Source organism: Sulfitobacter sp., from assembly GCF_039977885.1.
Classification (GTDB): domain Bacteria; phylum Pseudomonadota; class Alphaproteobacteria; order Rhodobacterales; family Rhodobacteraceae; genus Sulfitobacter.
The window spans coordinates 615,176-628,257 of the sequence record NZ_JBDWCI010000012.1 but is presented as its reverse complement, the minus strand read 5'-3'; the positions used below and the strand labels follow the sequence as shown (position 1 = coordinate 628,257).

The 13,082-nt window shown below is 53.6% G+C and carries 9 protein-coding genes and 1 pseudogene; 6 read left to right on the top strand and 4 right to left on the bottom strand.

What is annotated here, in order from left to right:
* Window positions 1-758: 758 nt before the first annotated feature.
* Window positions 759-1,760 (top strand): tryptophan--tRNA ligase, encoded by a 1,002-nt coding sequence (gene trpS / locus ABJM03_RS11420; RefSeq protein WP_348417570.1) that lies wholly within the window; start codon window positions 759-761, stop codon window positions 1,758-1,760.
* Window positions 1,761-2,004: 244 nt separating this feature from the next.
* On the opposite strand, the gene ABJM03_RS11415 is transcribed toward trpS, so the two are convergent.
* From ABJM03_RS11415 to ABJM03_RS11405, 3 genes are all read right to left on the bottom strand, one after another.
* Window positions 2,005-2,991 carry a formylglycine-generating enzyme family protein gene (locus ABJM03_RS11415; RefSeq protein ID WP_348417568.1) on the bottom strand — a complete coding sequence of 329 codons (987 nt, stop codon included), beginning with the start codon at window positions 2,989-2,991 and terminating at the stop codon, window positions 2,005-2,007.
* A gap of 1,252 nt (window positions 2,992-4,243) precedes the next feature.
* Complete coding sequence (locus tag ABJM03_RS11410) at window positions 4,244-4,975, bottom strand: SDR family oxidoreductase (protein WP_348417567.1); 732 nt, start codon at window positions 4,973-4,975, stop codon at window positions 4,244-4,246.
* A gap of 727 nt (window positions 4,976-5,702) precedes the next feature.
* Window positions 5,703-6,626, bottom strand: a complete 924-nt coding sequence (locus ABJM03_RS11405) for a DMT family transporter (protein ID WP_348417565.1) — start codon at window positions 6,624-6,626, stop codon at window positions 5,703-5,705.
* A 638-nt stretch (window positions 6,627-7,264) separates the two neighbouring features.
* On the opposite strand from ABJM03_RS11405, the pseudogene ABJM03_RS11400 reads away from it, so the two are divergent.
* The 5 genes and pseudogenes from ABJM03_RS11400 to ABJM03_RS11380 all read left to right on the top strand — a co-directional run.
* Window positions 7,265-7,960 (top strand): annotated as a pseudogene (locus tag ABJM03_RS11400) (phosphatidylserine decarboxylase); the annotation flags it as partial.
* Window positions 7,957-8,712: a phosphatidylcholine/phosphatidylserine synthase gene (locus tag ABJM03_RS11395; RefSeq protein WP_348417563.1), complete on the top strand. Its 756-nt coding sequence runs from the start codon at window positions 7,957-7,959 to the stop codon at window positions 8,710-8,712. The pseudogene ABJM03_RS11400 and the gene ABJM03_RS11395, both read left to right, overlap by 4 nt.
* Before the next feature lie 107 nt (window positions 8,713-8,819).
* Window positions 8,820-10,208 (top strand): DUF1800 domain-containing protein, encoded by a 1,389-nt coding sequence (locus ABJM03_RS11390; protein WP_348417561.1) that lies wholly within the window; start codon window positions 8,820-8,822, stop codon window positions 10,206-10,208.
* A gap of 4 nt (window positions 10,209-10,212) precedes the next feature.
* The gene (locus tag ABJM03_RS11385; protein ID WP_348417559.1) at window positions 10,213-11,448 is read left to right on the top strand and encodes a DUF1501 domain-containing protein; all 1,236 of its coding nucleotides are present in this window, start codon (window positions 10,213-10,215) and stop codon (window positions 11,446-11,448) included.
* 307 nt (window positions 11,449-11,755) lie between these two features.
* A complete protein-coding gene (locus ABJM03_RS11380; RefSeq protein WP_348417557.1) occupies window positions 11,756-12,394 on the top strand; it encodes a glutathione S-transferase family protein in 639 nt (212 codons plus the stop codon).
* Between the two features lie 234 nt (window positions 12,395-12,628).
* Here ABJM03_RS11380 and ndk read toward each other — a convergent pair whose 3' ends face one another.
* Window positions 12,629-13,051 (bottom strand): nucleoside-diphosphate kinase, encoded by a 423-nt coding sequence (gene ndk, locus ABJM03_RS11375; protein ID WP_348417555.1) that lies wholly within the window; start codon window positions 13,049-13,051, stop codon window positions 12,629-12,631.
* Window positions 13,052-13,082 lie beyond the last annotated feature (31 nt).

Below are 13,082 nucleotides of genomic sequence, written 5' to 3'. Positions count from 1 at the left end.
CCGTTCTCAAACGTGAGAGGCGATCTGCGTACTCTTGCGGTGCGAAGGGAAGGGTTTTCTCACCCTGATGAAAACGGTAAAATTCTGGACGATCCATTTCTGGCTCCTTCATCATCATGCCAAAGCACAATCCGAAGAAGGTGACCTTCCCCGACTGCGCAGCAGCAAAGAAAAATCCCGGCGTTCAGGAAGGGGAATGGGCTCGCATGTATATGCTGGCGACGCCATCGCCTACCCATGCTTTTTTCATCGCTGAAACAACAGCCAAAAGCAAGCACTTTGGAAGAGCTAACATTTGCCCGCCGCGCAGCATGCGTCACGAAGGGCTCCTAGCGGCCATTCTCCGCATCGCGGCGTCAGATGTCTGGCCATTCCTAAGTAGCGTCACTCACGGCCCTTAGCCGACCTTGACCTAAAGAGCGGAACCCGCATCGCAGCGTCACCGAAGCTGACATTCATGGATGGCGCAGCATTTTGAGAGATCAGGCGTCCGCTATGCGGACTCTACTGCCGTTCGCTGCGATTGTACAAGTGTCCGCTTCAGGCGCATTAAACTATACGAGAGAGATGCGGGATTGACCAAGTTTAGTATGAGGATTACACGCCAACCCATGGAAAGCAAAATTATCATCTCTAATTTTTGGTGGCTGGTCTCCTCATAAGGCGACTGGACAGTAATATATTCCGAGGTCGCCGTTTGGGCGGCCTTTTTTGTTTCCATGCGTCCTGCGGCACCTCTTCTAAACGAGGACATGCTCATGACTAAACCAATCATTCTTACTGGAGATCGCACGACAGGACCGCTCCATATCGGCCACTACGCAGGCTCGCTTGCAAACCGTTTGAAGTACCAAGACAGTCATGAGCAATTTTTGCTTTTGGCAGACACCCAAGCCCTAACCGACAATGCTCATGATCCTGAAAAGGTGCGACGCAGCGTGATGGAAGTAGCTCTTGATTATCTTGCCGTCGGAATCGACCCAACACGCACCACGATCTGCCTGCAATCACATTTACCTGCGCTTGCCGAACTGTCGATGCTATATCTGAATTTTGTTACTGTTTCCCGCTTAGAGCGCAACCCAACGATCAAAGATGAAATCCGGACGCGTGGGTTTGGTCGCGACATACCTGCGGGTTTCCTATGCTATCCAGCGGCGCAAGCCGCTGATATCACAGCTTTTAAAGCAACTGTTGTGCCTGTTGGCGAAGACCAGGAGCCACTTATAGAACAAACCAATGAGATTGTGCGCCGGATCAACACAACCGCTAATCAAAAGGTGCTACCCGAAGCAGTCGCTGTCATTCCAAAAGCCGGACGACTCCCTGGCATTGATGGTAAAGCCAAGATGTCAAAATCTGGTGGCAACGGAATTCCACTTTCGGCATCACCGGATGCAATTAGTGCCGCCGTCAAAGCGATGTTTACCGATCCCAATCACTTACGTGTGGAAGACCCCGGACAGATCGAAGGCAACGTCGTCTTCGCATATCTCGACGCATTTGACCAAGACAAGACCGTCGTTGGGGAGATGAAGGTACAATACCAACAAGGTGGGCTTGGTGACGGTACAGTCAAAAAGCGCTTGGACGAAATACTGCAAGCGCTTCTCGCTCCTATTCGCACACGACGCGCACAGTTGTCGAAAGACCCCGCTTATGTCCTAGACGTAATTCGCAAAGGTACTGAGATCGCACGAGGTCGCACAGATACTACCAAACGAGAAGTTGTCGAAAGCCTCGGGTTGTTCAGGCTGTGATCTGAGGAATTTGGTACTGGAGCCGCCATTCATACATCTTGCAGCATTGGTGAGTCTGGGCTCACAGCAGCCGTTCTCCGCTTTGCAGCATCGCGTTGAGGCACCACACATTAGTTAGTCGCTCACGGCCCAAAGCCGTCATTCGTGAGCAAGTCCAACGCTGCGCTGCAGCTTCCCCGAAGCGGACGTTGATCGATCGCGCAGCATTTTGATGTGGCCGAGGTCTGCCTGTCACAATTCTCTTCTACATTTCCCTTAGAATTCGAAAGCCGGTTCTCGGTGAGCGCCGGTTCTCTCTACCGTGACCGCGATTAGCGGGGCGGGCGTAGTCAGCACCGCTACCTAGACTGCCGCCCTTCGCCACTCGACGGCAAGCAGCATGCTTCTGCGCATCGGCAAGATAAGATGAAGACGTTGCAAGCGCCAAATGTACATCCGTCCAACAGGACATCGTGCGTTCGAGGATGTTCCCAGCAATATGTCGAAAGCCCCAAGGATTGGCTGCGTCAAGTTCATCTACCGTGACCGGCATCTTTCGGTTGTTTGGATCGGCCACGCTTCTGTTTCCCTGCCGATGGAACACACCGATATTAGCCTGTTCCGGCGAAAGCGTGTCGCCTTGTGCAAACCGGGTTTGCGTTCCTGCGCGGGCGGCGTACTCCCACTCGGCTTCAGTCGGTAAGCGGTAGACATCCGCGCCAACTTTACCGTTCAGCCAATCGACATATTGGAGCATATCCAGATACGAGACATCCATCACTGGGTGTCGTGGATCATCTGCGTAATAATACCCACCCCCGAACTTCAAGATCCTTGGGTCTGGCGTATGAGAGCAGCCACCCTCAGACACGCACGCCACCCACTCTTCGCGAGTGATCTCGTTGCGCCCCATCGCTATCGGGATATCTATCTCAACCTCATGCACGGGTCCTTCATGCGGATATCCGGGTTCAACCCCCGGCTTTGGTTTAGCCCAGAGCGAATAGAGAAAAGCAGATTCTTCCAAAGGTGCGCCCATCATAAAGCTGCCAAGCGGTAGCATGATCATCTCGGGGCAGGCATCGCAGTCACGAAACGTTTCAAGAGGGGCAATGGATTGGCCGCCGGTGGTCAAATAGAGTTCATTTGCTGCAACAGCTACGGTTCCGGACAGCGAGAAAAATATGGCAAGATAAAGCAAAAAGGTGGAGTAAAAAGGTCGCGATTTTCTAGAGTGACTAAACGCTGCCATGTATTAGTGCTCGGAGAATAACCAAAGTTTGAAACGGAAAATATTGCCAGAACGGTGGCATGAAACCTGTAGCACTACAACTCGCTTATTGCGATAAATGCGTCGTCCTGTATTTTACGCTCATTCCAGCATGCAAAAGCACAATATTGCCAAAGCTTAACCGTTTCTGACACAGGTTAAAACGAACGTTTCCGCCGCTTGTGCTGACGAAGCGAACGGCCCAAACCGGCCATTTACCGTCTCTTCGAGATTCTGCAGCGCAGCTCGTCATTGTAGACATTCGTACATCGCGCAGTATTTGCTCTGCCAACATGGTCAGTCTGAGGGCGCAGCCGACGCTCAACGCTATCACGTAGACGGCAGCAGTACCTAAAACTGCAAGCTTGTTGTGAAAGCGATATGCCTCAGGCGGTCTCAAACCAACTTTCATGAGGCCGCCTCAGGTTGAGTGCTTAGGGCATCCGTCCTAAGCACTCAACTTTTCAACAAGCTGTATTGTGGCGGTGACGATGTCAGCTCAAACAATAGGGCGATCAACTTCCCAAACTTGGCCCAGCACGATAGGCTGGTCATACAGACGTCAACCGGTCGCAAACGAGAGTGATATCTATGAAAACAGCCATATGGATAGCTGCAGGCATCGTCGTTTTGGGTGGCGCGATGGCCTCTTGCTCCATTAGCGAACGACCCCCGTGCTTTAACCCAACCGGTTATTGTGGCGGAAGCAGCACGCCGGACCCAGATCGCATCGGGGGACCAGCTTGGTTCCTTTGGCGATCGAGCGCTGAGGAAAGACTGGCTTATTATAGTAGAGAGTGCTCCACTGGCAGCCTGCCGATGCCTTCCAATGATGTGACGACATGCGCGATTGAACGCATCAAGAGTCAGGCCCATTCGAATTGCGTTCAGTACTATCTGCCGCCGACCAGACCTAAGGACGCGGCAGAGGAAGCACAGCGAAATAAGTCTTTTGAAAGCTGCAAGCGTGATATTCTCGGGCATCATGGATTGTAAAAATCGGTCGGCAGCATAGCCATCCTGGTCTGGTCCGGCCACGCGGATTCACAAAACTGGCAAGACATTACACAAACAACTTTTTAAAAGGTTCTGGAGGTCAGCTGGGCGGACGAAGTTAGCTTTCGCTGCGATTGAACCAATGTCCCCCTTTTACCGGTTCACCTGAACGGTCCTAACCGCAACGACAAAACAAACATGCCTTCATTTCTAAAATTCGATAGAAGAACCGGTCGGTCTAAACATGTTGTCCGCCATTAATCTCGATCTCTGTACCGGTGACGTAAGAAGATGCATCCGAACATAAAAAGAATATCACGTCTGCAACTTCGTTGGTGTTTCCCAGCCGTTGCAAAGGCAATTTTTCTGCAATTTTTTCGGTGCCGGAGGACAAAATAGACGTTTCAATCTCACCGGGTGCAATTGCGTTAACACGGACACCAAATGGTCCGAAATCATGCGCCATTTCCCGTGTCAGGGCCGCAAGTGCTGCTTTTGATGTTGCATAGGCGGCACCGGCAAAAGGATGCACGCGTGACCCTGCAATCGAAGTCACATTTACGATGGACCCTTTAGCCTTGATAAGTTCTGTCTTTAACCCCCGGGACAGGACAACAGGCGCAAAGAAATTAACATGGAAAACCTTTCCCCAGTCCATGAGATCGGTATTCATTGTATTCAATCGCGTATTATCAGGACCCTTGGGCGACACACCCGCGTTGTTGATCAAGCCATGCAGCTCATCACCGTCCAGACGGTCTCGGATGATCTCGACTGCGTTAATGGTATCTGCGGGATCAGACAAATCAATCTGGATATGATTTTCTTGCCCACCCGGCCAAGGACAATTGTCATCGAATGCTTGACGCGAGCAGGTTAAGACGCGCCACCCTTCTTGCGTGAACTTCTTTACCGTTGCATGGCCGATGCCGCGGCTCGCACCGGTTAGCAGTATAGTTTTTGTCATCATGTTCCCCATTCGGAGTGGCGTACATTGCGAAAGCCGGTGGATCACACGGTCTAACTAAACTAATCAGCCCTGCTTCTTAGTGTTCGTCTAACTCATGATTTTTGCCATAGCTAACGTAAAATAACCCGAACCACCAAAGAAGATATCGGTACAGCGCTCAGTATTTAATACATCGTGCACATATCTGCTGTTCGCCGCTGTCTGCACGAAGGCCCTGTGTCGGGAAGCGACACAAACTTTGCAAAGGTCGCTATCTGCGCATAGCTGACCTTAATGGCTAGCGCAGCATGATTGGTAAGGCTTTCGGAGTTCCGAATGGCCGCTTTCACCGCTCTGCAAAAAATGTTTGCAGGTGCAGCTAAGGTCCGGTCTCCGCCAACTTTGCAAAATTTTACCCTACTCATACGGCAGGTCAAAGGTGAAAAAAGTAGAGCCGCGCTTTTGTAGTAAGGCGGTGATGAGGTTCAATATGTGGTACAGAATATAATTCTGTAATTTTAATACAATTTCTTCATATAGTTATTAAATTTGTTATACGGCCTGTCTCTCCGCCACTTACTTCCAAATCAATGACTTAAGACTCCAGATCGCAAGCGCAACACAAAGCGGAGCACATGCCCATGAAGAAATCGCGGCGATGGGTTAGAACCACAGGGACAAAGCTACCCGTGGTTTGCAATGCGCCTAGGTCCGCTTTCGTCAAAATGCCGGTCGCGCACGGGTTCGCCTAACGTCGCAAAACCAATAGCCCCGCCACGACGATCAAGATCATACCTGTGATCGACGCGAGGGTCGGGGCGATACCAAAAAACAAGATATCCCACACGGCAACAAAGACGAGATAGCTGTATTCAAATGTAGCAACGGTGGATGGGGGCGCTGCTTGATATGCTCCCGCCAGCATTATGCCAACAGCTATGGCAAATCCTGCCAGCAACAAAAGGACGAGCCAATCCTTTGCAGCAACGGCTGACCATTCCCCAAAGATATACGGATAGGTCGCAGCCATCTCGCCATGCGGCTTTAGAAAAATCAGAAGAAGACTGACCCCGATACCGGCCAGCAACATCATAGCATTCTGCGATAGCGAAAGGGCTGCGAGAGGAACGCCCTGACATCGTGTACGCGTCGTGATATGGGTCAGTGCATAGAAGGCCGCGCCCATGACCGGCAGCAGGGCCCAGGGTGAGAACGCATCCGAGCCGGGCTGCAACAAAATGACAACCCCCACAAAACCAAGCAACACGCCGATCCAACCCAAAGGTCCGATGGCCTCTTTGATGACATAGGCGGAAAGTAGTGTCACAAAGATCGGAGCGATGTAGTTTGCAGCGCCGACCGTGGACAGGCTTATGAACGGGATGGCCGCATAGAACGCCAGAAATGTTGTCGTGATAAACAGCGCGCGTAACAAAGGCCATTTTCCAAAGGCGGCGCGCAGGATGCCCTTATGTGCACCGCGCATCCAACTCACTGATAGAAGCAGCGGTACGGCCAGGACGCCACGCAACGCAAATATTTGCCAAAGTGTCAGATTGCTGCTGAACAGCTTGAAGATGACATCCTGAACCGAAATCGTAAGTGCTGCCAAGACAATCAGCACGACCCCACGGGTGATGTTTTGGGGCCGGTGTTCTACCGTAACGTTCAAGACTATATCTCCGTTAGCACCTGCGCAATTTGCATCGCAAAGGCAATTGATGATCGCGAAGTTGACGTCTGCTGCACGCTTATCATCTTAGTGACCTTGGTAAAGCGGACCTTCGTACCCCCTGCGGCATTTGTCAAAGTGGGCTTGGACCGGACTTTGGCTTCGCAACCCCCATGATACCCGCATCTCTTTTTTCCCGCAGGCCGCTTCCAGCAGAACACTCCAAAGCAAGCAAGCAAGGAAGTCTGCGTCGCGCTGGCCTGCCCCATTTGCAAACCAGCAAAACCCGCCATCACTATGAACGCAAGTTTAATGATGAAAAACTTCGGATTTCCAAGACGCCATGGACCAGAATTGCTTGAACGGAAGCTCAAGCTCGACAACATGTCGCCACCCACCCCTCGACCATTTACAAATCTGCTGACATCTATCTTTCCATACCTCGCCCTTGCAAATCCCGTCGAATACACCGGCTAATCATATCAGTGGCACATTTACCCAAGCAAAAGCAGCGTTGACCATTTGCAGCGCAAGTGACAGGACATTATGATAGCCGTTGATGCGGGTGAAACCCCGCACAGGGTCAGACCCTTGATGGACGGCTTTGCCTTTATTGCCCCGAACAGACTGAAAGATACGCCATGAATATGCTCAAAATCGTTGCGGTGCCCATGCATAAGGAAGGGCGCAAATTTGTCGCTACCTTTGCGGGCATCTCTATCCTGCTTGGCCTGCTGTGGATGCCACTGTTCTGGCTGGGTGCCGGATTGACCGTTTGGTGTTATTATTTCTTCCGCGATCCTGTGCGCATGATCCCGCAACAAGAGGGGCTTGTGATCTCGCCTGCCGATGGTGTGGTGTCACTGATTGAAAAAATTACGCCGCCTGAGGATATGGGGCTGGGGGGTGAGCCGCTAACGCGGGTATCGGTTTTCATGAACGTCTTTAACTGCCACGTGAACCGCGCGCCTGTGGCTGGCAAAGTGGTCGAGGTGGCCTATCACCACGGGAAATTCCTCAATGCCTCGCTGGACAAGGCAAGCATTCACAACGAGCGCAACAATGTCACGATCGAAACCGCCGAAGGTGTCCGCATCGGTGTGGTCCAGATCGCAGGCCTGGTCGCGCGCCGCATCGTTTGTTTTGTCAGCACCGGCAACACATTGGCAGCGGGTGGTCGTTTCGGGCTGATCCGCTTTGGCAGCCGCCTTGATATCTATCTGCCCGAAGGCATCGCACCGCTGGTGACAGTCGGCCAGACAGCCGTCGCAGGCGAGACAATCCTTGCTGACCTCAAAGGCCCCCAAACGGCCCGTACAGGCCTGCCCGAATGAGCAGCAACGGTCAGGTCAAGCTGCGCCATATCGTGCCCAGCGTTGTCACCGTTTTTGCCATCTGCGCCGGCATGACCGCCGTCAGGATGAGCCTTGATGGTCATATCGAAACGGCCTTGTATTTCATCCTGCTGGCTGTGTTTCTGGATGCAGCTGATGGCAAGCTGGCGCGTTTTCTGGATACTGCCAGCCCCTTTGGCGCAGAGCTGGATACTTTGGCAGATTTCTTTAACTTCGGCATTGTACCGGGCATGTTGCTGTATAACACGCTGTATATCGGCACCGAATATTCCAGCCTTGGCTGGCTCGCGACACTGGTGCTGGCTGTTTGCTGTGCGCTGCGGCTTGCGCGGTTCAACCTCAGCCTGCGCGGCGTTGATGCGCCAACGCCGCAACATGACTATTTCACAGGTGTGCCCGCCCCCGCGCTCGCATGTTTGGCGCTTATGCCCATATTCATGCATCTCAACGGCTGGGAGAACACCGATTGGCCCATTTTACGCGCGATCTATATCATCGGTGTAGGATTGCTCGCCGTGAGCACGATCCCCACATTCTCGATCAAACACGCAAGCATCAAGCGAAGCTATCTGCCAATCGCATTGATTAGCGCTGTTGTGCTGGTTGTTTGCCTTATGGTGTACCCTTGGGCCGCGCTGATTACGGTCAATGTGCTTTATCTGGCCTCCCTGCCATTGTCCTATCGCGCCGCACAAAAAGCGATCGCCAAGTCGGAAAAAAACCAAGCCTGACACCTTCCGGCGGTTTATTGCTACTGGAAGGTCCACCGCTATAACGCAGCTGTTCTTTTTCCGGCGGCAGCGGCTTATATATGAAGGGACGGTAAGGGGGCGCGATCATGCCATTTGATTCAAAAATTGCGGAGTTACGATTTGGCTGTGGCCTATCGCCTGTGGTCTCTGGCCCCACCGACACAAATCAGATGATCGCGGCGGCAACAGGCCCCGACACGGCGGCCACCCGATTCCCCATCGAGACATTTGACACCTTCACCCGGCGTGTATCCCACGTGGTCGAACAAGTTAAACTCAGGAAAAAAAATCGCGGCTCACCCGAGGCAATGGCCGCGAAAAAATCTATCCGCGTAACCAATAAAGAAGCCCGCATTGCACAGGCACAATGGCTGGGCCAGCATATCAATCGCTGGGTCTGGACGGACAGCCCCCTGCGGGAGCGGCTGACCCTTTTCTGGGCTGATCATTTCACGGCTACAGGAAAGGCCGGTGTGATCCGGCGCGCGGCCTCTCCCTATGTCGAAGAAGCCATCCGCCCCCGTATTCTGGGCCGTTTCGAAGACCTGCTTCTGGCCTCGGTCCTGCATCCCTTGATGATCCATTACCTTGATCAGGACCGCTCGGTCGGGGAGAATTCGGTTCAGGCAGCCAAGGGTGGACGCCTTAAAGGGCTTAACGAAAACCTTGCACGCGAGGTGTTGGAGCTACACACGCTCGGGGTCAGCGCAGCTTATGATCAGGTCGATGTGCGCGAATTGGCTGAGCTGTTTACCGGTCTGAGCCATTCGCGGGAAATGGAATTGAAATTCCGCAAACAATTCGCCGAGCCCGGATCAGAAACCGTTATGGGAACGGCGTATGGCGGCACCAAAAACCCGCATATCCGTGACGTAGAAACCGTGCTGCGTGATCTGGCCCGTCATCCGGCGACCGCGCGCCATATTGCATCAAAGCTGGCGGTGCATTTCATCTCTGACACGCCCGACCCCGATCTGGTAGCTGCGCTCGAAAATCGTTTTCTGGAAACAGACGGCGATCTGGCCGCGGTGACCCAAGCCCTGCTGGATCATCCTGCGGCATGGTCACCTGCACCGGCCAATGTAAAACCCGCCTTCAACTTCGTCGCATCCGCTCTGCGGGCACTTGCCCTGCCTCCCGACGCGCTTGGCGCGCTCGATGAACGTAAAATGCGCCGCCTGTTCGTTCAGCCCATGGTCCAGATGGGCCATGTGTGGGAAAAACCGAACGGCCCCGACGGCCTTCCCGAAGAGGATGCGGCATGGATCATCCCGCAAGGTATTGCCGCGCGGTTGCAGTGGGCCGTGACCATGCCACAACAGCTAATGGCCGTCCCCCCTGATCCGCGTGCTTTTGTGACCACAGCCCTCGGACCTTTCACCACACCAGCTACCGAATTTGCGGCCAAGGCTGCCGAAAGCCGCTGGGACGGGGTCGGGCTCGTACTTGCGTCTCCGGCCTTTCAGAGGACTTGATGATATGATCGAACAGCTCAACCGCCGTGCGTTTCTGGGTCGCTCAGCCCTTCTGGGCTGTTCATTGGCAGCAAGCCCCCTGCTCACACCGCTTAGTCTTGCGGCAACCCCGGGCGATAACCGTTTGGTGGTTATCCTGCTGCGCGGAGGCATGGATGGATTGGACGTGGTGCGGCCTTACGGTGATCCTGCTTACGCTGCCCTGCGCGGGGACGCAGGGTTAAAGGATGATGGCGGTGCCGTAGATCTTGACGGCTATTTTGCTTTGCATCCGGCCTTACGCCCCTTGCTGCCCCTTTGGGACCAGGGCCAGCTTGGCTTTGCCCATGCCGTATCCACCCCCTACCGCGATAAACGCAGCCATTTCGACGGTCAGGATCTGCTCGAGGCAGGGATTACAGACAGCGCAGGCGGGCTGCCCCGTGACGGTTGGCTCAACCGCGTTCTGCAACACCTGCCCAACAGCTCGGCCCAATCCGCCTATGGGATCGGACAGGAACAACTCGCGGTGCTGACCGGCCCTGCCCCTGTGCAGCGCTGGTCTCCTACCAGCGACCTTGTCCTCAGCCCGCAAGCCATCCGGTTGGCCGAGCTGATCATGAAAGAAGACCCCGCCTTTGACACCGCCTTCCGCCAAGCTCTGAGCATTGCAGACGGCGATGGTGATCCGGTTGCCGTGACCGCCAGTGACAAAAAGAAAGCCGCATTGGTGAATGCCAACAGGGCCACCAAAAAAGATGGCAACCTCGAACAGCAGATCGCCCGCTTTGCCGGTAAACGCCTGCGCGAGGACACACGCATCGCTTCTTTCTCGATCAACGGCTGGGACACACATCAACGCCAGGATGTCAGCCTCGCGAAAGCGCTTGAGCGTTTGGCACAGACGATCCTGACCCTTCAGGCGACAGTCGGCGGGCCGGTCTGGAACAAGACCACCGTCGTTGCGGTGACCGAATTTGGCCGCACAGCAAAAATCAACGGCACCAACGGGACCGACCACGGCACAGGCGGGCTGATGGTAATGGCAGGCGGCGGCCTGCGCGGGGGGCGTGTAATAGGCGATTGGCCCGGTCTGGAAGAGGCCCAACTCTATGATCGGCGCGATCTGATGCCCACCCGCGACGTGCGTAGCGTGTTGGGATGGTTGCTACACAGCCAATACGGCCTGCCCGCCTCAACGCTGGAAACATCAATCTTCCCCGGAATGGAAATGGGCAGCGATATGGGATTGTTGCGGTAGATCTGGCGGAACAGGTGCTTTGTTGATGCTTATGTCAGTTGTGCGGACTTTTCTGACATTCACCAGCCCCGCTCCGAAGGCCGCTTTTGGGCGTTACCACAAAAAACTCTGCCTTAAGAATTCTGCACAGAGCCCTTTGTTTTGAATACAAATTCTTGGCAATGAACTTGCGCTGAGGTAGGCAGATTTCGAAGGCCAGCGTTAATGTTTTACCGGCGCTCGTAAACTCGTTGATAAAGAAGGTTTTTCTTGTGGTATCTGCACGAACAACTAGACAAGTAGCCTAAATGCTTCGGGAAGACTTGTCGTGTATAAACTATTCTACTCTTCAAAAAGTGCCTCAATGGGCATACGAGTTTTGTTGGAAGAAATTGGTGTGCCCTATGAGCTTATTCAAACTTCAGTAGACAAGGTTACGTCGCGACCGCCAGAGCAGCTTGCAGTGAATCCCAATGGCTGGGTTCCGGTTCTGCTTTGGGAAAATGGTGCGATGTACGAAGCTGCAGCCATTACGATGTTTCTGGGCGATCGTCATCCCGAGGCACGGTTGGCACCCGCAATAGACGATCCAGCGCGCGCGGTATTTCTGCAAACGTTGGTCTACTTTTCCAACTCGGTGCAAAACGCCTTTCAGCTCACGTATTACCCTGATCGGTTTGTTGATGCACCCGAGGATGAACCAAGTGCGCAACAGCGCGGCAACCGAAGGCTGCGGGAGACTTGGGCAGTTATCGACACACAAATCGGCGACAAGGAATGGCTTCTTGGGGATCAGTTCAGTGCAGTCGATATCTACCTCTTCATGCTCACCACCTGGCTGCGTCCTGCAAAGGGACATCCAGCAATAGTCGAATTCCCAAATGTAAAACGGATCGCCGATAAAGTTTTGCAAAGGCCAAGCATACAGCAGGTCTATCGACTATGGATAGAGAACCCCGAAGATTAGAGGTGAGAGAAGGAATTATGCAAGTCGCAGCAAATAGAACATGCGGCAACGAAGAAACTGATCTACGTAGCCGTTCGAAGATCGGCTTAGCGACTATCCACACATAGTGCAGCATCGGTTAGCTTGGGTTTGTTGCGGACTTTAGTGCACCGACATCGCGACCCAACCACAGCCTCCCCATAAAAAAAGGCCGCCCAGAGGCGACCCTTAACTGTCTCTCAATTGTTGAGAAACTTAGCCAACCAGCTCGAGGCCGGAGAAGAAATATGCGATTTCTTCGGCTGCTGTTTCTGGTGCGTCGGAACCGTGTACCGAGTTTTCGCCAACTGATTCAGCGAATTCTGCGCGGATGGTGCCGGCTTCTGCGTCTGCAGGGTTGGTTGCGCCCATAACTTCGCGGTTTTTCGCGATGGCGTTTTCGCCTTCCAGAACCTGTGCAACGATTGGCGCGGAGGCCATGAATTCGCACAGTTCGTCATAGAATGGACGCTCGGCGTGTACTTTGTAGAACTCGCCCGCCTGCGCTTTGGACAGGTGGATGCGCTTGGATGCGACAACGCGCAGGCCTGCGTCTTCGAATTTCTTAACAATCGCACCGGTCAGGTTGCGTTTTGTTGCGTCTGGTTTGATGATCGAGAATGTGCGCTCAAGAGCCATGGGTCGTCTCCAATATGGTGTTAATTTGGGC

Excerpts from the sequence above, each read along its gene's own strand:
- ABJM03_RS11390 (WP_348417561.1), top strand. The coding sequence starts at position 8,820 with ATGCCATTTGATTCAAAAATTGCGGAGTTACGATTTGGCTGTGGCCTA.
- ndk (WP_348417555.1), bottom strand. The coding sequence starts at position 13,051 with ATGGCTCTTGAGCGCACATTCTCGATCATCAAACCAGACGCAACAAAA.
- ABJM03_RS11415 (WP_348417568.1), bottom strand. The coding sequence starts at position 2,991 with ATGGCAGCGTTTAGTCACTCTAGAAAATCGCGACCTTTTTACTCCACC.
- ABJM03_RS11410 (WP_348417567.1), bottom strand. The coding sequence starts at position 4,975 with ATGATGACAAAAACTATACTGCTAACCGGTGCGAGCCGCGGCATCGGC.
- ABJM03_RS11395 (WP_348417563.1), top strand. The coding sequence starts at position 7,957 with ATGAGCAGCAACGGTCAGGTCAAGCTGCGCCATATCGTGCCCAGCGTT.
- ABJM03_RS11385 (WP_348417559.1), top strand. The coding sequence starts at position 10,213 with ATGATCGAACAGCTCAACCGCCGTGCGTTTCTGGGTCGCTCAGCCCTT.
- trpS (WP_348417570.1), top strand. The coding sequence starts at position 759 with ATGACTAAACCAATCATTCTTACTGGAGATCGCACGACAGGACCGCTC.